The sequence below is a fragment of the Sinosporangium siamense genome (assembly GCF_016863435.1).
Lineage (GTDB): Bacteria > Actinomycetota > Actinomycetes > Streptosporangiales > Streptosporangiaceae > Sinosporangium > Sinosporangium siamense.
On record NZ_BOOW01000015.1, the window covers coordinates 39093 to 64308 of the forward strand.

Below are 25216 nucleotides of genomic sequence, written 5' to 3' on the forward strand. Positions count from 1 at the left end.
CCACCCATGCCAACCCGCGCACGCCCGCGGTCCACACGGCTTGCCACTGGCGCGGAGTACGGCATAAGCCTCATGACCCCGCCCCCACATGATCGCCGGCCGGGGCCTCCACCACCGCCAGGACCGCGTCCATGTCGACCGCCTGCCCCACCCGGACGGTGAGCTCCCGCACGACGCCCGCGACGGGCGCGGTCACCGTGTGCTCCATCTTCATGGCCTCGACGATCAAAAGCGCCTGCCCCTCGGCGACCTCGTCACCGACGCCCGCCTTGACCACCAGCACGGTGCCGGGCATGGGGCTGCGGATCACCCCGGAGCCGGCGCCGCCGCCCGAGGCGAGGTCTTCGGGGTCGCCTGGCCGGTGCGGCGTGAACGGCCAGGCGGCGCCCTCGCCGCCCAGCCACAGGGTGTCGCGGTCACGGCGGGCGGTGAAGCGGTGGGTCGTGCCGTCGAGGGTCACGCGCAGGTCGTCGCCGTGGTGGTGCACGCGGGCGTGGCGGACGGGGCCGCCGGGCGAGAGCCGTACGCGTGCTCCTGCGGAGGGGACGCCGCTCACGTCGACGTCGGCGACTCCGCCGGGGGCCTCGATCCGCCACGTGGTCCACGCGGGCGCGCCGAGGCGCCAGCCGTCGGGCACGTCCCACGGGTCGGTGGGGGAGGAGGGCACGAGGGCCTGGTGGAACACGAGCGCCGCGGCGATCACCGCGTCGGCGGGGGCGGCGGCGTCGGGCACCACCTCGGGGGAGATCCGCTCGACCAGGCCGGTGTCGAGGTCGCCCGCGATCACGGCAGGGTGCTCGACGAGGCGGCGCAGGAACGCGATGTTGGTGGTGACGCCGAGAATCGACACCGAGGCCAGGGCGAAGGACAGGCGCCGCAGCGCGCTCGCCCGGTCGGGCCCCCAGACGATCACCTTGGACAACATCGGGTCGTAGTCGCTGCCGACCACCCCGCCCTCGACCAGGCCGGAGTCGACCCGCACCGAGTCCGGCTCGCGCAGGAGCACCACCCGCCCGCCGGTGGGCAGGAACCCGCGCGCCGGGTCCTCGGCGTAGACGCGGGCCTCGACCGCGTGGCCGTCGAGCCGCACGTCGCTCTGGCGGAACGGCAGCGGCTCGCCCGCCGCCACCCGGAGCTGGAGCTCCACCAGGTCGTGGCCGGTGACGAGCTCGGTGACCGGGTGCTCGACCTGGAGCCGGGTGTTCATCTCCATGAAGTAGTAGTCGGCGGTCGAGCCCTGGACGATGAACTCCACGGTGCCCGCCCCGACGTAGCCCACCGCGCGCGCCGCCTCGACGGCGGCCGCGCCCATGCGCTCCCGGGTTCCGGCGTCGAGGAGCGGCGAGGGCGCCTCCTCGACGATCTTCTGATGGCGGCGCTGCAGGCTGCACTCGCGCTCGCCGAGGTGCACGACGTTGCCGCGGGTGTCGGCCAGCACCTGGATCTCGATGTGCCGCGGACTGTCGACGAAACGCTCGATCAGCAGCGTGTCGTCCCCGAAGGCGGCGGCGGCCGTACGGCGTGCCGACTCAAGCGCGGCCGGGAGTTCGGCGGCGGAGCGCACCAGCACCATGCCCTTGCCGCCGCCGCCCGCCGACGGCTTGACCAGCGCGGGAAACCCGACTCGCCCGGCTGCCTCGATCAGGTCGTCGGCCGGCTCGGCCCCGCCGGGCACGACCGGCACCCCGGCTGCCGCGACCGTCTCCTTGCCCCGGATCTTGTCGCCCATCGCCTCGATGGCGCTCGCGGGCGGCCCGATGAAGACCACGCCCTGGTCGGCACACCGGCCGGCGAACCCGGCGTTCTCCGCGAGGAACCCATAACCGGGGTGTACGGCTTGAGCCCCGGTGTCCTTCGCCGCACGCAAAACGGCTTCCCCGTCGAGGTAGCCGAGCGGGCCGTCGAGCAGCACTGCCGTGTCGGCCGCCCGCACATGCGCCGCGTCGGCGTCGGCGGGGCTGTGCACCGCCACGGACCGGATGCCGAGCCGCCGCAGGGTCCGGATGATCCGGACGGCGATCTCGCCCCGGTTGGCGATCAATACGGTGTCGAACATCATCACATCCGGAAAACGCCATAGCCGATGGGGTCGAGAGGCGCGTTGGCCGCCGCCGAGAGGGCGAGGCCCAGCACCGTGCGGGTGTCGAGCGGGTCGATGACCCCGTCGTCCCAGAGCCTGGCCGTCGAATAGTAGGGGTTGCCCTGCGACTCGTACTGCGCGCGGATGCCGGCCTTGAAGTCCTCTTCGTCGCCGGCCCCGGCGGGCCGTACGGTCGCCAGCACGTTGGCCGCCTGCTCCCCGCCCATGACCGAGATGCGGGCGTTGGGCCACATCCACAACATGCGGGGGGAGTAGGCCCGCCCGGCCATCGCGTAGTTGCCGGCGCCGAACGATCCGCCGATCAGCACCGTGAACTTCGGCACTCGCGCGCACGACACCGCGGTCACCATCTTCGCGCCGTGCTTGGCGATGCCGCCGGCCTCATAGGCCTTGCCGACCATGAAGCCGCTGATGTTCTGCAGGAAGACCAGCGGGATGCTCCTGCGGTCGCACAACTCGATGAAGTGCGCCCCCTTCAAGGCGGACTCGGCGAACAGGATGCCGTTGTTGGCGATGATCCCCACGGGGTGCCCGTGGATGTGAGCGAAGCCCGTGACCAGCGTGTGGCCGTATTCGGCCTTGAAGGGCAGGAACCTGCTGCCGTCCACGACGCGTGCGATCACCTCGTGCACGTCGTACGGCGTGCGGGTGTCGGCCGGGACCACACCGTAGAGGTCGCGCGGGTCGTGCAGGGGCTCCTCCGGCACTGTGACCTCCCACGGGCGCGGGGGCCGGGGGCCGAGGGTCGCGACGATGCTCCGCACGATCGACAAGGCGTGGGCGTCGTCGTCGGCCAGGTGGTCGGTGACGCCGCTGACGCGGGCGTGCAGGTCGCCGCCGCCGAGCTCCTCGGCGGTGACGGTCTCGCCGGTCGCGGCCTTCACCAGCGGCGGGCCGCCGAGGAAGATCGTGCCCTGGTTGCGCACGATCACCGCCTCGTCGCTCATCGCCGGGACGTAGGCGCCACCCGCGGTGCACGAACCGAGCACCGCGGCGATCTGCGGGATGCCGCGGGCCGACATGGTGGCCTGGTTGTAGAAGATGCGCCCGAAATGCTCGCGATCGGGGAAGACCTCGTCCTGCCGGGGCAGGAACGCGCCGCCGGAGTCGACCAGATAGACGCAGGGCAGGTTGTTGTGCAGAGCCACCTCCTGCGCGCGAAGGTGCTTCTTCACCGTCATCGGGTAGTAGGTGCCGCCCTTGACGGTCGCGTCGTTGGCGACGACCACACACTCCCTGCCGCTGACGCGGCCCACCCCGGTGATGATCCCGGCCGCGGGGGCGTCGTCGTCATACATGCCCGTGGCCGCCAGCGGGGACAACTCCAGGAATCTGGAGCCGGGGTCGAGCAGGGTGTTCACCCGGTCGCGCGGCAGCAGTTTGCCACGTTCCACATGCCGCGTCCTGGCCCGCTCCGGCCCACCTTCCGCGGCGGTCGCGAGCCGGTCGCGCAGCTCGGCGGCGAGCCGCTCATTGGTCTCGGCGTTGTGCTTGAAGCCCTCGCCGCCTGGGTCGACGGAGGTCCTGAGCACGGGAACCGCACTCATGCCATCACCCGCCTCGGCCTGCCGACCATGTCGTGCACTCCCTCGTGCGATCTTCCGGGCGGGCGGCGCCCGCCCGGCTTCTGTTAATGACGGCTAACTACCCTGTGGATGTTAGTCATCATTAACTGATTCGTCTACCATGCCTCTCGTGACCTCTATCCGGACCTCTACCCGCAATCGAGGCTCGCGCCGTACGGAGATCCTCGAAGCCGCCGCCGTCCTGTTCGCGGCGCGCGGCTTCCACGGGGTGTCGATCGAGGACATCGGGAGCGCCGTGGGGATCTCGGGCCCGGCGCTCTATCGCCATTTCAGCGGTAAGGACGCGCTGCTGGCGGAGATGCTGCTGGACGTGAGCGAGCGGCTGCGATCCGCGGGCGCGCAGGTCGTGACCGGCACGGGCACGCCGGACGAGATGCTCGACACCTTGATCCAGGGGCAGATCGCCTTCGCGTTGTCACACCCCGCGCTGATCACCGTGCACGACCGCGAGCTGGGCAACGTGGCCGAGCCGCAGCGGCGCGCGATCCGCCGCCTGCAGCGGCTTTACGCCGAGGAATGGGTGACGGTGCTGTCGGAGCTGCACCCGGCGTGCCCGGCCGCGGATCTGCGCGCGGCCACGCACGCGGTCTTCGGGCTGCTCAACTCGACGCCGCACAGCGCGGGCGAGGTTCCGCACGAGACCATGGCGCCTCTGCTCCATCGCATGGCCAGGGCGGCGTTCGCGGCGATTGTTAGTGGACGCTAACCTCGGGGTGACTTACCGGCGATGGGTGTGGGTTGATCGCCGGTTGTCATACACGCTGGTCGTCTACTGTGCCGCTTGCCGACGGCACCGCACGGATGCCGCCGTGCGGGTGCCGGTTTCGGTCGGCCGTGCCGAAGGATCGGTGCGGCCGAGTCGAAGGGTCAGTTGCCGAGGCTGTGGGGGTCGAACTCGCCGGCCTTGACGCCGCCGAGGAAGGCCTCCCACTCGGAGGGGGAGAAGTGGAGCTGCGGCCCGTCGGGCGCCTTGGAGTCACGGACGAGGTAGACGACGTGGTCGGACTGGGCGCCGTCCGCGACGGCGGCGACCTCGACGCAGTTTTGGCCGTTGGCGCTCCACGAGCTCTTGCGCCACCGGATGACGGTTGACTCAGACGCAGTCATCCCGCGCCTCCTTTCCTGAAGGCCGGCCACTAGTGGCCGGCGGCCAGAGCGATGAGACGCCGAGTTTCGTCGGGGTCCGCCGCCCTAGCCCGAAGGTGGTCAAAAATCATCGCATATTGGTATATGTCAGTCTCGCGCTCTATATAGAGGCTGCCCGTCAAGTTTTCCACGAAGACCACGTCGGGGTCAGCAGGCTCGGGAAACTCCAGAATTTCAAACGCTCCATTTGTTGCCGGATGGGCTCCGGCCGAGAACGGCAGCACCTGAATGGTGACATTTGGGTGGTCTGTCAATTGCAGGAGGTGCTCAAGCTGTGGCCGCATCACCTCGCCCCCGCCGATGTCGCGCCGGATGGCGGCCTCGTCGAGGATGGCCCACAGTCGCAGCGCGTCGTCCTGGCAGAGCAGGCGCTGGCGCTCCATGCGCACCTCGACCCGCCGCTCCACCTCGCCCTGCGGGGAGATCACCAGGCCGGAGCGGATGATCGCCCTCGCATATGCCTCGGTCTGCAGCAGACCGGGCACTACTTGAGGTGCGAAACTCCGCATGGAGGCGGCCTCCGCCTCTAAGCCAATGTATGCGGCATATTCAGTGGGAATATCCCCGAAAGCATGCCACCACCCCTTTTTCTGGGCGTCCCTCGCCAGGTCGAGCAACTCTTCGCGTTTGGCCCCCTCGACCGCGTAAAGGTCGAGCAGCAATCCGACGTCGCGGAGGGCGACGCCCACCCGGGAGGTCTCGATGCGTGAGACCTTGGTGGCGGACCAGCCGAGCCGCTCGGCCACCTGCTCGATGGTCATGTGGGCGCGCTCCCGCAACCGGCGCAGCTCCGAGGCCAGGCGCCGCCTGCGGACCGTGGGACTGGTCTCTCGTGTCATGCATCGCCTCCCCGGCCCGCGCGTCGTTTATTGATCGGCTTTGGCCAAGGGTAGCGGCTCCCTCACCCTCGGCGACGTTCGATCATTTGGCCCGAGAGCAAATCTCTGCGCAAATTGCTGATCCTCTTGCGGGCGAATCAGCGTCGATGCATGCTCTGAGTGTACGGCTCGTTACTCTGGGGTGGGGAGCGGATGACCGCGAACGCATGCAGCACGCCATCGGTGGAGCTAAACGCCGAGGAGGACGACCCTCCACACGCCGCGGCGCACAGGTCTCCGAGCACCCTGATGAGACTGGAGCTAGGCGGCGAGGTCGCCTCCGTCCCCCTCGCCCGCCGCCGCGTCGGCGCGTTCCTCGCCTCCCGCGTGTGCCCCGACGTCTGGGACGACACACTGCTGCTGGTGGGGGAGCTGCTGGCCAACTCGGTGCTGCACACCGCCTCCGGGCGCGAGCCGTACGGCAAAGTCACCCTCACCGTCCTCCACCGCGACGGCGTCGTCCGGGTCGACGTGATCGACGACGGCAGCACGACGTCGGCGCCCCGGGTGCGTGACGCCGGCACCGAGAGAGAAGGCGGGCGCGGGTTGCTGCTCGTGGACCGGATCGCCGACCGGTGGGGCACCTGCGTGCACGGCGCGCGGCGTGTGGTCTGGTGCGAGCTCGGGGAGCGCAAGCCCTGATGGCCGGTCTCCATCGCGGCAATCTGCACGTCACCCGCCCGGCCGATCAATGCGAGGAGCTGAGCTGGCACATTCCAACCCGCGCGGGTGAGCGGGTGCGCGTCAGGGAGTGGACCTGCGAGTGCCGGGCGATCGTCTATGAGCTGTGTTTCAGCGGCGGCGTCGGGTTCGTGCGGCGCACCAAGCGCCGCGGGCGGCAGGTCGCCGTGGCCGAGACCGACCGGTGGGGCAGCCGGCGGGTGCGGGAGGTTTGGTCTGCTCTGCTGGCCGGCCGGATGCGTTGAGACCCCCGCGATCGCGGTGTTTTCCGACCCCCGCTCTGGCGCAGGAGGGAGCGGCGCGCGATACTCGGCGGAAACCCCGTGTCGATCAACGGAGGTCGTATGTCGCGGCATGACCAAGGACACGCTGCATGACTTCTCAGGACTTTCACATCCGCAGGGCCGAGAAGGCGGACGCCGACGAGATCTTCAGTCTGGCAAGGGAGTTCGGGCTCACGTTCAGGCCCGAGCGGTCCGCTTTCGACGCCGCCCTGCCCAGGCTTCTCGCCGATGAGGACGCGGTGATCCTCACCGCCATCGTCGACGGTCAGGTCCGGGGCTACCTGTTGGGATATGCCCACCTCACGCTCTTCGCCAACGGGTGTGTGGCGTGGGTGGAGGAGGCAATGATCAGGAACGACTACCGGCGCCAAGGCCTGGGCCGCGCACTGCTTGAGGAGTTCGAGCGGTGGGCCCGGTCGAGGCAGGCCGGCTATGTGGCGCTCGCCACGCGCCGCGCACCCGAGTTCTACAAGGCCCTCGGCTACGAGGAGTCCGCGAAGTACTACAGGAAGGTCCTGCGGAGCGCCTGACGGCCGGTGAGGGGCTCTCGCACCATAAGGAAGGGCGGCCCGGTGATCGATCACCGGGCCGCCCTTCCTTATGCCGTGCGATATGCCGGGGCGTCAGCTCGTGAGCTGCGCGTCCAGGCGGTAGCCGTCCACCGTCACATAGACCTGGTCGCCCGGCCGCGCGTTGAGACGCATGAGCACGGGCTGGAGCGAGTCGAACACCGGCTGCCGGTCGCGCCACACCAGCACCACGGCGTTGTCGCCGGGGCCGGTCACCGACAGCAGCGTGCCGGGGCGCATGCCGAGCTGGGCCGCGTAGTTCTCGGGCACGGCCACCGGCTCGCCCCGCAGGTGCTCGCTGGTGACCTCGATGCGCTGCCACCTCCGCGGGTCGGAGGAGGGGTTGGAGTTCAGCGGCGGCGGCACCGACGGCGCGCCGGGACGCTGACCGCGCATCATGTGCGAGCGGCCGTTGTTGCCCGACAGCGCCGACAGCGTGGCGAGCGCCGCGGTCGGGTCGATGCCGCCCGTGACCGGCACCGCCTGGCCGCTGCGGTGGTGGTGGCCGTTGACACCCGGGGTGCGGCGGGGCAGCGGCGCGGGCGGCTGCCCGGGAAGCACGCCGGGACCTGCCATGGGCTCGCCGGCGGGCAGCGAGTCGAGCCACGCCGCCGCCGAGTGGGCCCGGATGCCGAGCTCCCTGTCGAGCATCTGCAGCATGTCCTCGCGGTCGGCCGGGCCGTTCGCGATCAGTGCCCGCGTGCGTTCCCGCATGCCCTGCAGGTCGCCCACGACGAGCCAGCCGTCCTGGGATCTGCGGTCGTGCATGAGTGCCACCAGCACCCGCCACAGCGGCGTGCGCAGGATGGGCACCTCGACCGGGTGGGCGGGGTCCGCGCCGATGAACTGCTCCTCGGTGGCGGCAGACCCGAGCCACTCGTTCATCGCGAACAGGTGGCCGGTGACCGCCGACGACTCCGGCGACCGCAGCCACAGGAGCACCCGCTCCTCGGCGGTGCGCTGGGCGATCGAGAGCATGTCGCGCTCGACGCCGAGCCGGTGCGCCAGGGCGCGCAGGCTGACCGGGTCGGCGGCGAAGAGCCGCTCGACCGCGACCGCCTGCTCAAGCGTCTTGAAGGAGCGGAAGAGGCTGTCGACCACGCCGACGAGCGGATACTCGACGGTGACCGGCACCTTGGGGGCGGGCGGCTGAGGCGGCACGGCGGGCGCCGGCGGCTGAGCCTTCGGCGCGGACGGGTGCACGACCTCGACCTCGTGGGTGGGCCTGTTCTCGCGCCTCGGCAGCGGCAGCACGGGGGCCACGTGCGCGGCCTCGTCCTTGGCGGCGGGCTGAGGCTCGGCCGGGGCCGCCTTGCCGTCCTCGGGCACGGGGTCCTTGAGGGCGGGGAGCTGGCTGAGCACCTCGTGGAAGACGGCGGCGACGACCGCCTCCGGCTCACCGGCGGCGAGGTCGCCCGGCGTCAGCCTGCGCAACGTGCCCCAGCCGCCGAGCCCGGTGACGATGGACCGGGCAGGCTCCGGCCAGGCGGGCAGACCGGGGTCGACCGTGTGCACCTGGACGGCGGGGAGCAGATCGCTCAGCGGGAGATGCTCCCATCGTGAGACGCACAACCGAGCCAGCCGCTCGGAGACCCAGTCGATCCCGGCGGCGCCGAGCGCACGCGAGATCCCCACGGATGCCCACCAGCCGGCGGGCAGGCGTGGGTCGGCCAGCACTTCGGCGACCTGCTGGGGCCGGCTCCAGCGCAGGGCTGGAACCAGGTCGCTCAAACAGATCGATGACTCGGCGTCCATCGGTGGACCGCAACCTCCCCAGAGTGACGCATGTGGCTAATGGTGCAGCCTACGCGGCAAGTTATCAATCGGTGTCAATTGGGTAAAGCTGGTTGGAGCCCAAACCTGGCGTACGGCGGACGCGCGGCCGGCCGCCGACCAGCCCGACTGCGTCGGCTCCAGCCCGGCAACCTGCGGTCAGAGCCTCCTCATCTCCCGCCCCGCCGAGCAGCGCGGTCAGGAAGCCGGCGGCGAAGGCGTCACCCGCTCCCGTGGAATCGACGACCTCCACGGGAGTGCCCAAGGCGGTCGCCACCACGCGGCCGTCTCTGGCGAGCAGGGCTCCGTCGGGGCCGCGTTTGACGGCGGCCGCGCCGTAGGTCATGCTGAGCGACTCGGCGGCCCGCCCGGCGTCGTCTTCGCCGGTGAGCAGCAGAGCCTCGTCCAGGTTGGGGATGATCAGTTTGGCTGAGGCGGTCTCGCGCAGGAATCGCCCGGGTCCGAACTCGTGTAGAAAGCCTACCGACGCGGGGTCCACACTGATCGTCACCCCCCGTCTGGCCGCCTCCGCCAGGGCTTTCCTGGCGAGGTGCAAACCGGGTTCGGCAAACAGCGTATATCCCGACAAGTGCAGATGGCCCACTCCGTCGAGCAGGTCGTCGCTCCAGTCCTCGGTGCCGATGCGCCCCCCGGCACCGCGATTGGTGAGCATCGAGCGCTCGCCCCGCGCGTCGACCATCGCGATGACGACGGCGGTGGGGTGGTCGGGGTCCATCCGCATATGCGGGCGCACCCCGTCGAGCAGCAGTTCGGCCCGGTGCCAGGCACCGGTGTCATATCCGGCGCGGGTGAGGAAGCGGGCGTCGGCGCCGAGGTGGGCGGCCCACGACGCGGTGTTCGCACCCGACCCTCCTGGGCGCAGCACAATGTCGGCCGCGGTGTCGGTGCCAGTCGCGACCGGTGTCTCATGTAGCGCCACAACGTCGGTGACGACGTCGCCAATGACGAGTAGACCCATACCGGCCACGCCTTCTCAGTGCTCCTTGGACCAGTATGAAGCGATTTGAGCGGCGATGGCAGCATTTCCGCGCACTGCGGTGAGATTCGCGTCCAAAGAGGCGCCTGCCGTACCCCGCACCAGGAAGTCCAGCAGGAACGGCGTGATCGCCTGTCCCGTGACCCCCTGCCGGTCGGCCTCCGCGAGCGCCTCGGCCAGGACCCGGTCGTGCAGCGCCGGGTCGAGCTGATCGGCCTCGGGCACCGGGTTGGCCACGATGAGCGCGGTCTCGGCGCCGCCGAAGGCGTCCTGCGCCCGCATGATCGCCGCCGCCTCGGCCGGGGACTCGATGCGCCAGTCGAGCGGCTGCCCCGAGGTGCGCAGGTAGAAGCCGGGGAACTCGCCGGTGCGGTAACCCACGATCGACACCCCGCGGGTCTCCAGGCGCTGAAGCGTCGCGGGCACGTCGAGGATCGACTTGACCCCGGCGCACACCACGGTGATCCGGGTGCGGCTCAGCGTGTCGAGGTCGGCCGACTCGTCCTGGTCCTGCGTCCAGGCCCGGTGCACACCCCCGAGGCCGCCCGTGGCGAACACCCGCACACCCGCCCGCGCCGCGAGGAACGACGTCGCCGACACCGTCGTCGCGCCGCTCGCCCGCAGCGCCGCCGCGACCGGGAGATCGCGCTGCCCGAGCTTGCGCAGGCCCGGCTCGGTCGCGATGCGCTCAAGGTCCGCGCGGTCCAGCCCGACGCGGGCGACGCCGTCCAGCACGGCGATCGTCGCCGGCACCGCGCCGCCCCGCCGTACGATCTCCTCCAGCTCCAGCGCCACCTCGAGGTTGCGCGGCTGGGGGAGGCCGTGGGAGATGATCGTGGACTCGAGCGCCACCACCGGCAGCCCCCGCGACAGGGCGTCGGCCACCTCCTCGGACGGGCGGACGGCGGCGGAAGGACGGCCGGTCGTAGTCATCGGATGCTTCGTTCCCCTCGGGTCTTCGACGTCGGTTTTCTCCGCCCGCCGGGCTTGTGTGTCTGTCGGGCTTGTGTGTCTGTCGGGCTTTGTTCGCCCGCCGGGCTTCTCCGCCCGCCGGGCTTCATCACCTGCCGGGCTTGTCCGCCCGCCCGGGTGGTTCCGGCGGGCGGGCTTGGGCTCCGGTGGCTGGAACGTTGCAGACCACCGCTTCCGTTCCGGGCCCGCCAGGCCCCTGAGCTGCGAGACGCGGTCCGGAACGCGCCGGAGGAGGTCCCCATCAGGGGAACACCGCCGCGCCGCTCCCGGCCGCGAGCCGATCGGCCCGTTGCGCGGGCCGAAATGAGCAGGCTACCGGCGATGGCGAATTTCCGGCATCTCGTCACCTCTCGTGAAAAATGTCTGGTTCGTTGTATCGTGCCGGGCAAGGTCGTCGAGGAGGTCCTCAACGTGCGATACGACGTGGTCGTCGTCGGAGCCGGGCACAACGGGCTGGTCGCGGCGGCCTACCTCGCGATGGCCGGGCGGCGTGTCCTCGTGCTCGAACGCCTCGGTCACGCCGGCGGCCTCGCGATCTCCACCCAGGCGTTCCCCGGCGTCGACGCCCGCCTGTCGCGCTACTCCTACCTCGTCAGTCTCCTCCCCGGCAAGATCGTCCGCGACCTCGGCCTCGGCGTCGAACTCCGCCGCCGCCGCATCTCCTCCTACACCCCCGTGGGCGCCACCGGCCTGCTGGTCGACGCCGGCGACGACGCCCGCACCGCCGACTCCTTCAGGAACGTCACCGGCGGCACCGCCGACCTCGACGCCTGGCGATCCTTCTACGACCTCACCGGCCGCGCCGCCCGCCGCCTCGCCCCCACCCTCCTCAAACCCCTGCCGAGCCGTACGGCACTGCGGGAGACGCTGGCCGACGACACGGCGTGGCGCGACCTGTTCGAACGCCCCGTCGGCGAGGTCGTGGCCGAGCGCTTCACCGACGACACCGTGCGCGGCGTCGTGCTCACCGACGCGCTCATCGGCACCTTCGCCGACCCCGGCGATCCCGGGCTGCTCGCCAACAGGTGCTTCCTCTACCACGTCGTGGGCGACGGCACCGGCGAGTGGAACGTGCCGGTCGGCGGCATGGGCGCCGTCACCGCCGCCCTCGCCGAGGCCGCCGCGTCGGCCGGCGCCGACATCCGCCTCGGCGCCGAGGTGCTCGCCGTCGACCCCGGCGGCGAGGTCACCTTCCGCGACGTGCCCGGTGCGGCGGACTTCGGACGATCCGGTACGGCGGAGCCCGCCTCCCCGGGTGAGCACACCGTCCGGGCCGCCAGGATCCTGGTCAACACGCCGCCCGCCGTACTCGCCGGCCTGCTCGGAGAGCGACCTGCCGGTCCCGCCCCCGAGGGGGCTCAGCTCAAGGTCAACATGGTGCTCTCGCGCCTGCCCCGGCTGAAGGACCCGGCGGTGCGCCCCGAGGAGGCGTTCAGCGGCACCTTCCACATCAACGAGGGCGAGGCCGCCCTCGCCGCCGCCCTCGCCGAGGCGGCGGCGGGCCGGATCCCGGCGCTGCCGCCCGCCGAGGTCTACTGCCACTCATTGACCGACCCGTCGATCCTCGGCCCCGGACTGCGGGCCGCCGGCGCCCACACCATGACCCTGTTCGGCCTCCACATGCCCGCCCGGCTCTTCCGCGCCGACCCCGAGGGCGCCCGCGAGGCGGCCCTGCGGGCGACCCTGGCCTCGTTGGACTCGGTCCTCGCCGAACCGATCGAGGACTGCCTGCTGCGCACCCCGTCCGGCGCTCCGTGCATCGAGGCCAAGACCCCCGTGGACCTCGAAACCGAGGCGGCCCTCCCCGGCGGTCACATCTTCCACCAGGACCTCACCTGGCCCTTCGCCGAACATTCCGCCGACGAGGGCCGCTGGGGCGTGGAGACCTGCTACGACCGCATCCTCCTGTGCGGCGCGGGCGCCCGCCGCGGCGGCGGCGTCAGCGGCATCCCCGGCCACAACGCGGCGATGGCGGTGCTCGGGCGGAGCTGACCGTCGCCTTTGATCGTCTCAGGAGGTCATGCCGGATCACCCGACCCGGCATGACCTCCTGCGCCTGCGCTCCGGTGATCCGGGGGGCGGTGTCATCGAGGACCGGGGATACGGCGCTGCCGCAGACCGCCACATCGTGATGTGGGTGCCGACCGCCGTCGCCGGACCCATGTCACCTTCGATGCCGGAAGGGCGCCTCGTGTGGTGGCCGGATCGCACCGTAGGGCCTGCGCGCCGGGGTGACGACCGGCGGGCGGGGCGGTAGCCGTACTTGGTCTGCGGCGCCGGTGTCCGGGTGTGGATCAGAACGCTATCCTCGGGGGGTGCGCAGTGCGGAGAGGTCCCGGAGCAGCCGGGCCGACCAGGCGGATCAGCGCCGGGCCGAGCTGCTCGACGCGGCTCGGCGTGTGGTGCTGGAGCGAGGGCTCGCCAGCACCCGGGTGGCCGACATCGCCAAGGCCACCAACGTCAGCGGCGGGTTGATCCACTATCACTTCGCCACCAAGGATGAGCTGATCACCGCGATGCTGCGGGCCACCCTCGACCACGAGAGCGGCCTGCTGGCCGAGCTCACCGAGGGGCCGGGGAGCGCGGTGGAGCGGCTCGACCGGGTGCTCAAGTTCTACATCCCCGAGTCGCGCTCCGATCAGAGCTGGATTCTGTGGATCGACGCCTGGACCTCCGCCGTGCGCGAGCCCGCGGTGCGCGAGATCGTGCTGGAGCTCGAGGCGGCGTGGACCGCCGCGCTTGAGCGGGTGCTGAGGCACGGGGTGACCGTCGGCGAGTTCGTGTGCGACGACCCGGCCGGCGCCGCCGAGCGGCTCGACGCGATGCTCGACGGGCTCATCGTCCGCTACACGCTGCAGCCGCCCGGCCTGTCCCGCGCCCGCCTCCTGGAGCACGCCCGCGTGGCCGCCGCCCGCGAGGCGGGCCTCGACCCCGCCTCCTTCCCCGCCTGATCGCACCGGCCCGTGCCGATCGGGCTGGACCGTGCCTGTTCCGGTCGCCCGAGCTGCAGAGCCCGTGAGGGTGTGGTCTTCAGGGTGGGCGCAAACCGGGGGAGTGCCGGGACCTCTGGGGGCGGGCCCCTGACTTGAGGCGTGGCATACCCACCCCGCTAAGTGATCTTTCTAATGTCGGAGCCTTCTGCTGGGATTGAAGGTGAGCGGGCGATTCGCCCGCCGTCGACGAAGGTTCACCGTGCACGGTCGCCGCCCGGGAGCGAGCGGCCCGAGGGAGAGTCATGCCTGAGTTATCCACGTCAGTCACCGTCGCCGCGCAGCCCGACGCGGTGTGGGCTTTCCTCCGCGATTTCAACGGGGTCGGTGACTGGCACCCGGCCATGCCGTCCAGCGTGATCGAGGAGGGGTGTGAGCCGGACGAGGTGGGGGCTGTGCGGCGTTATGCGATGCCCGACGGCACGCTCTTGCGGGAGCGGCTGACCGCGTTCTCGGACGACGATCGCCGCTATTCCTACGCGATTGTGGAGACCACGCTGCCGTTGAGAGAGGGGAGCGGGACGATCGCGGTGGACACGGCGCCGCCCGGCGGCGGGGCGACGATCACGTGGTCTGTCTCGTTCCTGTGCCCTCCGGAGGCCGAGCGGCACCTTGAGGACTTCATGCGCAATGTGGTCTTCGGCACCGGCATGGTCGTCCTAGGAGCACGTTTCCAGTAGAAATCTGGAAATCCTGCTGGCCTGCGCACTCCCGGTGGGGTTCGCAGAAGGGCGCCAAAGCCCGAAAGGGACAAATGGAGCGCGCCAGGAGCGGGCCGCACTCAATGGGTCAGGGCCGCCAGAAGGTAGGCGAGGCGGGAGGCGGCGTCGTCGATATTGGCGACGTCGCCCAGCCGGTAACCCCACGAAGTAATGAAATTGCCCTCAGGACAGCAGGTCACCGTCTCGCTCAGCGTGTTGCTGAATCGATTGCTGATGCTCACATAAGCCGGCTCACTGCTCAAAGCGAGGGCATCGACAGTGAGATCGGCGTGTCGCCGCGCCGCAGCGGCGAACAGCGCGAGGGAGGACCCCGTGTCCAGCATCGTATGCCACCTCCGCGTCAGCACTCGCGACAGGATTGCACGATCTTGAGGTGAGTGGCAAGCAATTGCGGCACCTAGGCGGAGGATTGCGGGTGAGACTGCTCGTCATGGCCGATAAGTCCGGCGATTACGTGCACCACGACGGCCCGCGCGTCCTCCCCGAAAACCGCCGATCGGCTCAGCTCGTCGAAGGCCCGAGCATAGAAGGCGATGTCGTCGGGATCGCGCAGCATCAAATCCTTGGTGCGCGTCGGCACGCCGACCAGGCCTTCGTCATAAATCCAGAAACCGTCGACCGGTGCGGCGGGCAACTCCGCGTCGAAAGGCAGAATACCCAACTCGACGTTGGGAAGTGTGCCGACCGCCAGCAATCGATCGAGTTGTCCGAGCATCACATCCACCGGGGCGAGCCGGTAGCGCAACACGGCCTCGGGCATGACGAAGCGGAACGTCCGTGATCTGTCGTAGAGGATCTCCTGCCGCTGCATCCGCACCCGGATGGCGGCGTCGATTTCGTCCGGCTCGCTCGCGACCCGCCTGACCTTGGAGAAGATGTTGCGCGCATATTCCGCGGTCTGGAGCAGACCGATCACGAGACCGGGTTCGAACACCCGGAAGAGCCGGGTGCGGGCCTCGACGTCTTTGACGTTCTCCTGGAGTCCGGCCAGGCCGGCGCGGTGCCGCTGGCGCCAGGCGTCGGAGCGCTCGTGCAGCCCGGCGGCCAGGGCGACCAGCTCGTCCACGACGGATTCGCCGGCGTGCACGGCGTGAGCCCAGGCGACCACGTCCTCCTCGGTGGCGGTCTGCCGGGCGTTCTCGATGCGCGACACCTTGGAGGCCTGCCAGCCGACGCGCTTGGCGAGCTCTTTTCCGGAGAGATGGCGGTGTTCACGCAGGCGTCTGAGCCGCGCGCCCAGATCGACCCGGGCTTGCTGAAAGCTGCTCACGACTTCCTCCGCGCCGCCCGACCTCGTGTCCGGAACCGAAACTGTGGTGCCGTACCCGGATCGCGAGCCCGGCCCGGCGCAATGGCGACGGGCTTGCGGTGGGGAACAGCCTCGACGAGGTTAAACCCAGCCCATGCGGGGTGCCACGCCGGGCCCGCAATCGTGATCGTTCTCGGAGAATACCCTCAGGAAGACGCTTCGAATCGCGCACTTCGCGGGTTCACATGCAGCTCACAGGGTTGGAGCGTCATGTGGTTGGAGCACCCGATTGATCAAACACGCGCCGGGCGATCTCCGTGAGCAGCTCTCTCGGAACCTCGACCGCGGCCTCTCCGGGCAGCACGTCGCGCAGATCGGAGAGTGTCGTCGGATCGGTCACATGCATGCCCTGGACCACGATCGTGCCCCGGTCGGTTTCGTAGAGCGACGGGCAGGCGCCCGCTTCGGAGGTGGAGGCGAGAAAACGCAAACGCATGACAGTCCTTCCCCGTTGGGAGAGCTCCGCCGTCCCCACGTGCGACTGTCGGCTGCGGCGACACCCGCAGGATCCATCTGGATCCTGTCGCTCGGGGGATTGACGGAGATTTGAGGTGATCAACGCAATTGCGCGCAATCGTATGCAATCTAGGGTTGCGAGAGCGTTGCGGGGGAAAAACCGGCTGCGGGCAGGGGTTTTCAGGGATTCAAGGGGATCCACGCCGCCGGGCGCTTCTCCATGAACGCCCGGATGCCCTCCTGCCCCTCCGCTGAGGTGAACCGTTCCGCCGACAACCGCGCCATCTCCCGCAATCCCTCGTCGAACGGCAGCTCGGGCAACTCCCGCACCAGCCGCTTTGTGATCGCCAGCGCCTCGGGGCCGCCGCGCAGCAGCATGTCCACGTAGTGCGCCACCGTCGCGTCCAGCTCGGCCTCCGGCACCGCCCGGGTCAGCAGGCCGATCTCGACCCCCCGCGCGGCGTCGAACAACTCGCCGGTGAGGAAGTATTCGCCCGCGGCACGTGCCGTGATCCTGCGCAGCACCGGCACCGCGATCATCGCCGGCGCCACGCCGAGGCGCACCTCGCTGAAGGCGAACTTCGCCGAGTCCGGCGCGACGGCGAAGTCGCACGCCGCCACGAGGCCGAGCCCGCCCGCCCTGGCGGTGCCGTTCAGCCGGCACACCACCGGCTTGGGGCTCTCCCAGATGAGGCTGAGGATCTCGGGGAACGACGCGGTGACGGGCGCGGCTCCCACGTCGGTGCGCTCGACCCGCTGCTCCTTGAGGTCGGCCCCCGAGCAGAAGACCGGGCCCGCGCCGGTCAGCACGATGACCCGCACGCCGCGGTCGGCCAGCGCCCGGTTCAGCCGCTCCTCGAGGTCGCCGAGCAGCCGCACCGACAGGGCGTTGCGGTTGGCGGGGGAGTCGAGCGTGAGGGTGGCGACTCCGCCGCCGACCTCCATGTGGACCAGGCGCGTCACAGTGCATCTCCTCGCGTCGCGGAGGACGTGGCCCCTCCGCCCGTGCCGCCGGGGGCGGGTCGAAGACCCCGGCAGGCAGGACGGTACCCGCCCGCCGCCCGCCGGATCCCGCCGGGGCGCTGTTTCCAGCAGTGACGGAGGAGGCGGTGTGTCACGTTCCAACCGTCCTGGCCGCCGCCGGAGCCGGGCCGCCGGCCAGGGGTTCCACCGGCGACTCCGGGAAGGGCGCGGCACAGCCCCGCAAGTGCGCTCCGTGTTCCATCGGCGTGCCGTCCGCGCCGCTCAGGCGCCCGGGAAGGGTGCCGTACGGCGGAGCCGGGTCAGCCGCAGTGGCTCCAGGCGCTGGTCCACTGGGCCGCGCCGTACGCGCCGCCCCACATGACGCAGGTCTTCGCCGCGGCGAGCCGGACCGGCCCCGCGTAGGACTCGTAAGCGCCGGCGTCCTGGCCGGTCGCGCCGGACTTCACCTTGAGCGTCGCGGACATCTTGACCTTGGTCCCGTTGACCGTGGTGGCCATGGTGACCACGCAGTTCATCCTGGACGTGCCGTGGTAGAGCAGGTAGATCGTGGCCGCGCCCCCGGCGAGCGCCCGCTGGTTGATGACCTTGTAGCCGGACCCGCACACCCCCGCGGGCGTGAACTTGTTGGGTGTGCCCTTGGACGGCGTGGTCTTGGGCGGTGTCGGCTTAGGGGGTGTGGGAGTGGGCTTGGGCGGCGGCTTGGAGGCCGTCGGTTTTGACGTCGCGGTCGGGATGGGGATCGGGACCTCGGGGCTGAGCCCGGAGGACTCCGTCGGCGAGGGTGCGCGCGTCGGCTTGGGACGCCACGACGGCTTGGGCTTCGAAGCGGGCGGCTGCTCCTCCTCCGGCACGGCGATGATCGCCACGGGCGTCTTGCTCACCTTGGCCGACGGCGAGGCGGAGGGGCGTCTTGCGGGGTCCAGGGACGACACGGCGCCGTTCGCGGCCCCGCCGGGCGGCGGGATCGCGGGTTGCGACGTTTCGGGCGGCTCCATGGCGGAGGTGCCGGTGAGGTGCGCCGTCACGCCGTTGAAGACCAGTCCGCTCGCCGCCAGCGCCCCGACGGCGACCGCGGCGGCGCCCACGCCCAGCAGCACCTCCCACCGCACGCGTGTGCGCGGTGCGCCGCGCCTGTCCCGCCGCGGCTTGGCGGCCTCCGGGGGGCCGGCCGGTGCGGCGCGTCTGCTCTTCGCCGTCTTGTGCCCGGGTTGTGGCGGGGGGCTCACGGGGGCGGTGGGCTGGCCGGTGAGGCGCGCCACGAGCTCGTCGGCGGTGGGACGGCGCGCGGGGTCCTTGGACAGGCAGGCGGCCACGATCGCCCGCAGGGCCCCCTCCAGACGCCCGAGGTCGGGCTCCTGGTTGAGGATGCGATTCATCACGACCGGGATCGAATCCTGGCCGAAGGCCGGGGTGCCGTTCGCGGCGAACACCATCGTGACGCCCCACGCGAACACGTCGGCGGCCGGCGACACGGGTGCCCCGGCGAGTTGTTCTGGCGCGAGGTAGGACGGCGTGCCCATCGCCATGCCGGTCGCGGTCGCGCCGGGCGCGTCGAGCGCCCTGGCGATGCCGAAGTCGATGACGACGGGCCCCTCAGGGCCCATCAGCACGTTGGCCGGTTTGAAGTCGCGGTGCAGGATGCCGGCGCGGTGGATGGCGCCGAGGGCCGTCGCGGTCGCGATGGCGAGGCGCTCCAGCGCGGCTCCCCGCCGCGGCCCCTCGCGGTCGACGAGCTGCCGCAGCGACGGTCCCTGGACGTATTCGCTGACGATGTACGGCTGGTCGCCCGCGACGTCGACGTAGAGCACCGAAGCGGTGCAAAAGCGTGCGACACGTTGGGCGACGGCGGCCTCCTGCAGGAAGCGGCTGCGCGCCTCCTGATCCGATGTCAGCCCGGCGTGCAGTAGTTTGACGGCCACCAGGTCGCCTTCGGGCCCCCGCCCGAGGTAGACGATCCCTTGCCCGCCCGCGCCAAGACGCCCGGACAGCTCGAACGGGCCGAGCCTAACCGGGTCGTCCTGCGTCAGAGGTTGTGCCTCTGTCACGGTGCCCCCCCGTGAGGACCAAATTGGTTCATGTGGGGCAGAACGCTACCAGCGGTTTCAGTTTCAGATTGCTTTACCAGGGTTCATAATGCCCAGCGGGTCGAAAACCTGCTTGATTCCATGCTGCAGCTCGCGGGCCACAGGGCTCGTTTCAAGATCGAGCCAGCGCCGCTTGAGCAGGCCCACCCCGTGCTCGCCCGTCAGTGTGCCGCCGAGGTCGAGCGCCGCCCGGAACACCTCGTCGGCCGCCGCCCACACGTGCGGCGGCGGCTCGGCCAGGCCGTGCTCGAACACGAACACCGGGTGCAGATTCCCGTCGCCGGCGTGGGCCACCGTAAAGATCGGCACCTCGTGCCTGGCCGCCGTGGCCTCCACCGCGGCGATCATCTCGGGCAGGCGCGACCGAGGCACGCACACGTCCTCCACGAGGCACGCGCCGAGCCGCTCCTTGGCCTGGTAGGCCAGCCGCCGTACGCCGATCAGCTCCTCGGCCTCCTCCGGCGTCGAGGACACCGCCACGAACGAGGCTCCCTTCTCCTCGAACAGCGCCGCCATCCGCTCGGCCGCCGCCTGCCCGTCGGAGGCGTCGGACTGAGCGATCAGCATGGCCGCGGTGTCGGGGTCGAGGCCGATGTTGCGCCAGTCGTCGATGGCCTTGAGCGTGGCACGGTCCAAAAGCTCAAGCAGGGACGGCTGGCAACCGGCGGCTATGACGGCGGCCACGGCCTCGGCCGCCGACACCAGCGTGGGGAACTCCGCGGCGACGGTCGCCGGGGGCACGAGGGGGGCGCGGCGCAGCCGCACCGTCGCCGCGGTGATCACGCCGAGCGTGCCCTCGGAGCCGACGAACAGGCCGGTCAGGTCGTAGCCCGTCACGCCCTTCACGGTGCGCCGGCCGGTCTCCAGCACCCGCCCGTCGGCCAGCACCACTTCGAGGCCGAGCGTGGAGTCCCTGGTCACGCCGTATTTCACGCAGCGCAGCCCGCCGGCGTTGGTGGCGAGGTTGCCGCCGATCGTGGAGATCTCGTAGGACGACGGATCCGGCGCGTACATCAGCCCGTGTTCCCTGGCGGCGCGGTCGAGGTCGGCGGTGATCACGCCGGGCTCGACGACCGCGATCTCGTCTGCGGGGGAGAGCTCGCGGATGGCCGTCATCTTGTGGAGGGACAACACCACGCCGCCCTCGACCGCCGTCGCGCCGCCCGCCAGGCCGGTGCCGGCGCCGCGCGGCACAACGGGCACCCGGTGCTCGCTCGCCCAGCGCAGGGTGGTCACCACGTCTTCTCTGGACCTCGCCAGCACGACGCCGAGCGCGGTGCCGGGGGCGCAGAACGTGCGGTCGCGGGCGTAGGAATCGGTCACGTCCGGGTCGGTGACGACCATGCCTTCAGGCAGGAGACGCTGCAGAGCGTCGAGGGAAGTCGCTGTCACACCCCCGAACTTTACGGCCTGGCCACGCGCCGCCTGGGGATGTCCTGCGGGCCTTCCTGCGGCTCCGGCCGGTCAACCGCTCTGCCGCCGGGCTACCCGATTTTCCTGACTGCGCAACCTTTACAGAGAAATATTACGTTTTTACAACATCCCACATCTCTCTTTACTTGAGCTTTACTCCGTCCTCTAACGTCCCGGTTCGGATCTCACGACGTTTGCGTCACTTCCATCCGAACGCGCCTCAAATGACGCGTCAACGATGTCACCCGCTGAAACCGGGTGAAGGAGGCAGTTTCGTGTCAAGAGCACGAGGTGTACGGCGGCGCCTTCTCGCCGTATTGCCCATAGTGGGACTCGCCACCACGGGCCTCGCCTTCGCCGGGCCCGAAGCCGGCGCCGGCCTCGGCACGGACTCCGGCCGGGCCGACTACCGCCCCGCCGCGGCGGACTACTACATCAACTACGTGCCGCCCCAGGTCGAGCGCGAGGTCAAGGAGCCCGCGGCGCCGGGCAAGAACGCCAAGGCGCAGGGCCTGTCCCGGGCGGAGATCGCCGACCGCAAGTTCGCGAGCGGCAACCCGGCGACCGCCCGGGTGCTCGCCTCGCACGAGCAGCGGGCGCTGAGGACCGGGAGCAACCCGGCCGACTTCATCTTCAAGCAGACCCCGCGCCGGCAGACGGCCAAGCTGCTGACACTCCTCGTCGAGTTCAACGACCAGGCGAACGACGACTTCTCCGGCTTCAGCCGTCCGAGGAGCGTCGACGCCGCGGCCGGAGACTGCGTGACCGAGCCCGCCGGCACGGTCAAGAACGGCCCCCTGCACAACCGCATCCCCAACCCGGCGAACGCCCCCCGTCCGGACAACAACTCGATGTGGGTGCCGGACTTCAGCCCCAAGCACTTCAACGACATGCTCTACAGCGACAAGGGCATCACCACCCGGGTCCGCACCGACCTGCGCGGCCGCGACGGCAAGCCCGGCATCGACATCTCCGGCTACACGATGAAGGCGATGTACGAGGAGATGTCCAAGGGCGCCTACTCCGTCACCGGCGAGGCCGTCGGCTGGCTCAAGGTCCCCCACTCCGAGGCGTGGTACGGCGCCGGCAAGTGCGGCAACATCCCGCAGGACATGAGCGGCCACCCGAGCAACCCGCGCGGCGCCGCCCAGCTCGCGATCGACGCCGTCGACGTGCTCGCCGCCCAGCGGCCCGACTTCCCGTGGGCGGACTACGACGTCGAGGACACCTCCGACGCCGACCAGGACGGCAACCGCGCCGAGCCCGACGGTGTCATCGACCACCTCGTGCTGGTGCACTCCGGCAAGGACAAGTCCGCCGGCGGCGGCGCCGAGGGCACCTACGCCGTCTGGGCCCACTCCAGCGCCGTGACCGGCGGCTACACGGTGCCTGGCACCAACCTGAAGATCTCCAACTACATCGTGCAGCCCGAGGACTCCGGCGTCGGCGTCTTCGCCCACGAATACGGCCACGACCTCGGCCTGCCCGACCTCTACGACACCTCGGGTACGGCGGAGTCCGCCGTGGACTTCTGGGACCTGATGTCCAGCGGCTCCCACAGCGGCCCGATCTTCCAGTCGATGCCGGTCCACATGGGCCTGTGGGGCAAGTGGGTGCTCGGCTGGGCCGATCCGAAGGTCTTCAACCCCGGTGACCGGGCCCGCCCGGTGCTCGTCGGGCAGACCTCGCGCACCCCGAAGAGGACCGAGGACGGCGTGCGCGTCAACCTCGCGACCGAGCCGGTGCGCATGGTCCAGCCGCACAGCGGCACCAAGACCTGGTGGTCCAACCTCGACCAGGAGTGGGCCGACGTCAAGCTGGCCAGGGACATCGCCGTGCCGGCCGGGCCCGACGCACGTTTCTGGCTGTGGAACAACTACGACATCGAGGCCGACTGGGACTACGGCTTCATCGAGGTGTCCACCGACGGCGGCGCGACCTGGCGGGAGCAGAAGGTCTTCGACCAGGCCGGCGCCCCGGTGTCCACGGGCGACGACTACGCCGACCCCAACAAGCGCCTCAAGGACTACGGCGACAAGAAGTACGGCCTGACCGGCACCACCCCCGGCTGGCGGCACGACTACGTCGACCTCACCCCCTACGCCGGTCAGACAATCAAGCTGCGCCTGCGCTACGCCACCGACGCGGCCTACACCCCGCGCGGATGGCACGCCGACGACTTCTCCGTCACGAGCGGCGGCGCCACCGTGTGGAGCGACGACGTCGAGTCCGGCGCGGCGGGCTGGACCGCCAGCGGCGGCACCTTCGCCGGCACAAGCGGCGAGGGCTGGGGCGTCAACGACGGCTCCCGCACCATCCAGCGCCTCTACCTCGCCGAGTGGCGCAACCTCGACGGCTTCGACAAGGGCCTCGCCCACGCCTACGACACGTCCTACTCCAGGGACGGGGCGTGGAAGGTCGAGAAGCTGAAGTACAACGCGCCCGGCCTGCTGGTCTGGTACCGCGACTCGACCTACACCAACAACAACGTGCTCGGGAACCTCGAGGCGTCGCCGAGCCTCGGCGCCAAGGGCAACCTGCTCCTCGTCGACTCCCACTTCGACCCGCTGCGCCGCGCCGGCGTCGCGGCCGGCAAGGACCCGAGCCTGCGCAAGAACATCGGCGGGCGGGTGCAGAGCTCCAACGCCGCGTTCGGCTTCGGCCGTACCCATGCCTTCCGCGAGTGCCTGGAGGCGCCGAACGAGCCGTTCAGCGAATACTGCACCGACCTGCCCAGGCTCCCCGGTGTCCGGGAGTTCACCGACGCCAAGGGCTGGGTGCCGGGTATGGAGGTGCGCGACGGCCAGGTCGGCTACCGCGACTTCGACGCCTCGGCGGTGATCCCCGCCAAGGGGGACACTCCGTACAGCACCCGGGTCGTCAACGTGGACGGCACTCCCGCCACGGGCCACTACGGCACCGACATGGGCCACGGCCACAAGCTCGGCACCGGCAACCCCGGCGACGAAGGCCGCGCCCTCGGCGTCAAGTTCAAGCTGATCAAGCCGCTGCCCGGCAACCTCGGCGCTGTCGTGTACGTCACGCCGCAGCCCAGGTAAGCCCTGCTTTCGGCTGTTCCCGCGGTCACCCCGGCGTTCCCGGGGTGGCCGCCCGCCGTTGGGCGGTCCCGCGGTGGCCATACGATGTGAGCCACCCACGGCCGACGGCGGGACGAGGCAGCCATAGACGGGAGCAGCGTGACCGAACTGCGCAGCAAAGCCGACCACACCAAGGCGATCCTCAGGGAGCGCCGGGTGGCGCTCGTGGTGAACACACACTCCCGGCGGGGCCGCAGAAGATTCCCCGAGGTGGCCGCACAGCTCAGAGACGCAGGCTTCCGTCCGATCGGCACGTTCGCCGTGACCGACACCACGCGGCTGCGCAAGGCCCTGGACGCCGCCCTCGCCCTCGAACCCGATCTGCTCATCGTCGGCGGGGGCGACGGCACCCTGTCCACCGCGGTCAAATATGTCGCCCACCGCGACGTGGCCCTCGGCGTGATCCCCCTCGGCACCACCAACAACTTCGCCCGCAGCCTCGCCCTCCCGCTCGACGTGGCCGGCGCCGTGCGCGTGTTCAGCGACGGCAAGGTGGCCGACGTCGACCTCGGCCTCGCGGGTGACTTCACCTTCGCCAACCTCTCAAGCGTGGGCGTGTCCGCCGAGGTCGCCGCCCGGGTGCGGCCGTGGCTGAAGCGGCTGCTCGGCCGCGCGGCCTACCCGCTGACCGCCTTCACGGTGCTGCCGGGCCACCGTCCCTTCCGGGTGGTGCTCACGGTCGACGGCCGCCGCCACGAGCTGCTCACCCACCAGCTCAACATCGCCAACGGGCGTTTCCAGGGCGGGTGGCAGATCGCCAAGGACATCAGCATCGACGACCGCAAGCTGGTGGCCTATCAGCTCGGGTCGGGCAAGCGGCTCCGGCTGCTGCTGGAGACCATGGTGCGGGCGACCACGGGCCGCTGGCGCAGTCTCGCCGGCGGGCCGTTCGTGGTGGGGCGGGAGATGGTGCTGGACACCGTGCCGTCCGGCATGGCGGCCGAGGTCGACGGCGAGGTGCTCGTGCGCACCCCGGTCACCCTGCGCGCCGAGGCCAACGGGCTGCGGGTCATGGTGCCTTCAGACTTCGTGGACACATGATCGACATGGGTGGACACGCGAGCAGTAAGGGTTTCGTACGGCGGAGCCAGGCCGGCCCTTGATTTGTCCCCTGTCCGATTGTCCGGTTTCGCCGAGCCTGCCCGAATGAGATCTACTTTGTAAAGGCGTCGG

Annotated in this window: 22 protein-coding genes; 9 read left to right on the top strand and 13 right to left on the bottom strand. The window is 70.7% G+C overall.

What is annotated here, in order from left to right; translation table 11 throughout:
- Positions 1-70 precede the first annotated feature (70 nt).
- Both Ssi02_RS12355 and Ssi02_RS12360 read right to left on the bottom strand, forming a co-directional pair.
- The gene (locus Ssi02_RS12355) at positions 71-2056 is read right to left on the bottom strand and encodes an acetyl/propionyl/methylcrotonyl-CoA carboxylase subunit alpha (RefSeq protein WP_275410658.1); all 1986 of its coding nucleotides are present in this window, start codon (positions 2054-2056) and stop codon (positions 71-73) included.
- 2 nt (positions 2057-2058) lie between these two features.
- Positions 2059-3648, bottom strand: coding sequence for a carboxyl transferase domain-containing protein (locus Ssi02_RS12360; RefSeq protein ID WP_204025021.1), 1590 nt, complete (start codon positions 3646-3648; stop codon positions 2059-2061).
- A gap of 148 nt (positions 3649-3796) precedes the next feature.
- Here Ssi02_RS12360 and Ssi02_RS12365 point away from each other — a divergent pair, with 148 nt between their 5' ends.
- Complete coding sequence (locus Ssi02_RS12365) at positions 3797-4393, top strand: SACE_7040 family transcriptional regulator (RefSeq protein ID WP_373870127.1); 597 nt, start codon at positions 3797-3799, stop codon at positions 4391-4393.
- 161 nt (positions 4394-4554) lie between these two features.
- On the opposite strand, the gene Ssi02_RS12370 is transcribed toward Ssi02_RS12365, so the two are convergent.
- Both Ssi02_RS12370 and Ssi02_RS12375 read right to left on the bottom strand, forming a co-directional pair.
- Positions 4555-4794 carry a DUF397 domain-containing protein gene (locus Ssi02_RS12370; protein WP_204025026.1) on the bottom strand — a complete coding sequence of 80 codons (240 nt, stop codon included), beginning with the start codon at positions 4792-4794 and terminating at the stop codon, positions 4555-4557.
- Positions 4795-4823: 29 nt separating this feature from the next.
- On the bottom strand, positions 4824-5672 hold the full coding sequence (locus Ssi02_RS12375; protein ID WP_204025028.1) for a helix-turn-helix domain-containing protein: 849 nt from the start codon (positions 5670-5672) through the stop codon (positions 4824-4826).
- A 192-nt stretch (positions 5673-5864) separates the two neighbouring features.
- On the opposite strand from Ssi02_RS12375, the gene Ssi02_RS12380 reads away from it, so the two are divergent.
- From Ssi02_RS12380 to Ssi02_RS12390, 3 genes are all read left to right on the top strand, one after another.
- On the top strand, positions 5865-6353 hold the full coding sequence (locus Ssi02_RS12380) for an ATP-binding protein (protein ID WP_204025030.1): 489 nt from the start codon (positions 5865-5867) through the stop codon (positions 6351-6353).
- On the top strand, positions 6353-6637 hold the full coding sequence (locus Ssi02_RS12385) for a hypothetical protein (RefSeq protein ID WP_204025032.1): 285 nt from the start codon (positions 6353-6355) through the stop codon (positions 6635-6637). The genes Ssi02_RS12380 and Ssi02_RS12385 overlap by 1 nt, the downstream gene beginning before the upstream one ends.
- Before the next feature lie 128 nt (positions 6638-6765).
- The gene (locus Ssi02_RS12390) at positions 6766-7206 is read left to right on the top strand and encodes a GNAT family N-acetyltransferase (protein ID WP_204025034.1); all 441 of its coding nucleotides are present in this window, start codon (positions 6766-6768) and stop codon (positions 7204-7206) included.
- 93 nt (positions 7207-7299) lie between these two features.
- Here the strand turns inward: Ssi02_RS12390 and Ssi02_RS12395 are convergent, their stop codons facing one another.
- The 3 genes from Ssi02_RS12395 to Ssi02_RS12405 form a co-directional block, all read right to left on the bottom strand.
- On the bottom strand, positions 7300-9000 hold the full coding sequence (locus tag Ssi02_RS12395; protein ID WP_204025036.1) for a hypothetical protein: 1701 nt from the start codon (positions 8998-9000) through the stop codon (positions 7300-7302).
- A gap of 64 nt (positions 9001-9064) precedes the next feature.
- Positions 9065-9997, bottom strand: coding sequence for a carbohydrate kinase family protein (locus tag Ssi02_RS12400; RefSeq protein WP_239128845.1), 933 nt, complete (start codon positions 9995-9997; stop codon positions 9065-9067).
- Positions 9998-10012: 15 nt separating this feature from the next.
- Positions 10013-10948 carry a pseudouridine-5'-phosphate glycosidase gene (locus tag Ssi02_RS12405; protein WP_204025040.1) on the bottom strand — a complete coding sequence of 312 codons (936 nt, stop codon included), beginning with the start codon at positions 10946-10948 and terminating at the stop codon, positions 10013-10015.
- A gap of 417 nt (positions 10949-11365) precedes the next feature.
- Between Ssi02_RS12405 and Ssi02_RS12410 the strand changes: the two genes are divergently transcribed.
- The 3 genes from Ssi02_RS12410 to Ssi02_RS12420 all read left to right on the top strand — a co-directional run bounded on the left by Ssi02_RS12410 (position 11366) and on the right by Ssi02_RS12420 (position 14657).
- Positions 11366-12979, top strand: coding sequence for a phytoene desaturase family protein (locus Ssi02_RS12410; protein ID WP_239128846.1), 1614 nt, complete (start codon positions 11366-11368; stop codon positions 12977-12979).
- 323 nt (positions 12980-13302) lie between these two features.
- A complete protein-coding gene (locus tag Ssi02_RS12415) occupies positions 13303-13938 on the top strand; it encodes a TetR/AcrR family transcriptional regulator (protein ID WP_204025042.1) in 636 nt (211 codons plus the stop codon).
- Positions 13939-14222: 284 nt separating this feature from the next.
- The gene (locus Ssi02_RS12420) at positions 14223-14657 is read left to right on the top strand and encodes an SRPBCC family protein (protein WP_204025044.1); all 435 of its coding nucleotides are present in this window, start codon (positions 14223-14225) and stop codon (positions 14655-14657) included.
- 101 nt (positions 14658-14758) lie between these two features.
- Here the strand turns inward: Ssi02_RS12420 and Ssi02_RS12425 are convergent, their stop codons facing one another.
- The 6 genes from Ssi02_RS12425 to Ssi02_RS12450 form a co-directional block, all read right to left on the bottom strand.
- Positions 14759-15022: a hypothetical protein gene (locus tag Ssi02_RS12425; protein WP_204025046.1), complete on the bottom strand. Its 264-nt coding sequence runs from the start codon at positions 15020-15022 to the stop codon at positions 14759-14761.
- A 74-nt stretch (positions 15023-15096) separates the two neighbouring features.
- On the bottom strand, positions 15097-15969 hold the full coding sequence (locus Ssi02_RS12430) for a DUF5753 domain-containing protein (RefSeq protein ID WP_204025048.1): 873 nt from the start codon (positions 15967-15969) through the stop codon (positions 15097-15099).
- Between the two features lie 247 nt (positions 15970-16216).
- On the bottom strand, positions 16217-16444 hold the full coding sequence (locus Ssi02_RS12435; RefSeq protein ID WP_204025050.1) for a hypothetical protein: 228 nt from the start codon (positions 16442-16444) through the stop codon (positions 16217-16219).
- Positions 16445-16644: 200 nt separating this feature from the next.
- Entirely contained in the window at positions 16645-17427 is a 783-nt protein-coding gene (locus tag Ssi02_RS12440; RefSeq protein WP_239128847.1) for an enoyl-CoA hydratase-related protein, read from the bottom strand.
- 320 nt (positions 17428-17747) lie between these two features.
- Positions 17748-19493, bottom strand: coding sequence for a serine/threonine-protein kinase (locus Ssi02_RS12445; protein ID WP_239128848.1), 1746 nt, complete (start codon positions 19491-19493; stop codon positions 17748-17750).
- Between the two features lie 63 nt (positions 19494-19556).
- Positions 19557-20924, bottom strand: coding sequence for an FAD-binding oxidoreductase (locus Ssi02_RS12450; protein ID WP_239128849.1), 1368 nt, complete (start codon positions 20922-20924; stop codon positions 19557-19559).
- A 296-nt stretch (positions 20925-21220) separates the two neighbouring features.
- On the opposite strand from Ssi02_RS12450, the gene Ssi02_RS12455 reads away from it, so the two are divergent.
- Positions 21221-24004, top strand: coding sequence for an immune inhibitor A domain-containing protein (locus tag Ssi02_RS12455; protein WP_239128850.1), 2784 nt, complete (start codon positions 21221-21223; stop codon positions 24002-24004).
- 138 nt (positions 24005-24142) lie between these two features.
- A complete protein-coding gene (locus tag Ssi02_RS12460; protein WP_239128851.1) occupies positions 24143-25084 on the top strand; it encodes a diacylglycerol/lipid kinase family protein in 942 nt (313 codons plus the stop codon).
- Positions 25085-25216 lie beyond the last annotated feature (132 nt).

What these genes read in the sequence shown, in the direction of transcription:
- Ssi02_RS12390 (WP_204025034.1), top strand. Translation starts at nt 6,766, where the DNA reads ATGACTTCTCAGGACTTTCACATCCGCAGGGCCGAGAAGGCGGACGCC.
- Ssi02_RS12435 (WP_204025050.1), bottom strand. Translation starts at nt 16,444, where the DNA reads ATGCGTTTGCGTTTTCTCGCCTCCACCTCCGAAGCGGGCGCCTGCCCG.
- Ssi02_RS12380 (WP_204025030.1), top strand. Translation starts at nt 5,865, where the DNA reads ATGACCGCGAACGCATGCAGCACGCCATCGGTGGAGCTAAACGCCGAG.
- Ssi02_RS12420 (WP_204025044.1), top strand. Translation starts at nt 14,223, where the DNA reads ATGCCTGAGTTATCCACGTCAGTCACCGTCGCCGCGCAGCCCGACGCG.
- Ssi02_RS12385 (WP_204025032.1), top strand. Translation starts at nt 6,353, where the DNA reads ATGGCCGGTCTCCATCGCGGCAATCTGCACGTCACCCGCCCGGCCGAT.
- Ssi02_RS12405 (WP_204025040.1), bottom strand. Translation starts at nt 10,948, where the DNA reads ATGACTACGACCGGCCGTCCTTCCGCCGCCGTCCGCCCGTCCGAGGAG.
- Ssi02_RS12375 (WP_204025028.1), bottom strand. Translation starts at nt 5,672, where the DNA reads ATGACACGAGAGACCAGTCCCACGGTCCGCAGGCGGCGCCTGGCCTCG.
- Ssi02_RS12395 (WP_204025036.1), bottom strand. Translation starts at nt 9,000, where the DNA reads ATGGACGCCGAGTCATCGATCTGTTTGAGCGACCTGGTTCCAGCCCTG.
- Ssi02_RS12360 (WP_204025021.1), bottom strand. Translation starts at nt 3,648, where the DNA reads ATGAGTGCGGTTCCCGTGCTCAGGACCTCCGTCGACCCAGGCGGCGAG.
- Ssi02_RS12370 (WP_204025026.1), bottom strand. Translation starts at nt 4,794, where the DNA reads ATGACTGCGTCTGAGTCAACCGTCATCCGGTGGCGCAAGAGCTCGTGG.
- Ssi02_RS12425 (WP_204025046.1), bottom strand. Translation starts at nt 15,022, where the DNA reads ATGCTGGACACGGGGTCCTCCCTCGCGCTGTTCGCCGCTGCGGCGCGG.
- Ssi02_RS12355 (WP_275410658.1), bottom strand. Translation starts at nt 2,056, where the DNA reads ATGTTCGACACCGTATTGATCGCCAACCGGGGCGAGATCGCCGTCCGG.
- Ssi02_RS12400 (WP_239128845.1), bottom strand. Translation starts at nt 9,997, where the DNA reads ATGGGTCTACTCGTCATTGGCGACGTCGTCACCGACGTTGTGGCGCTA.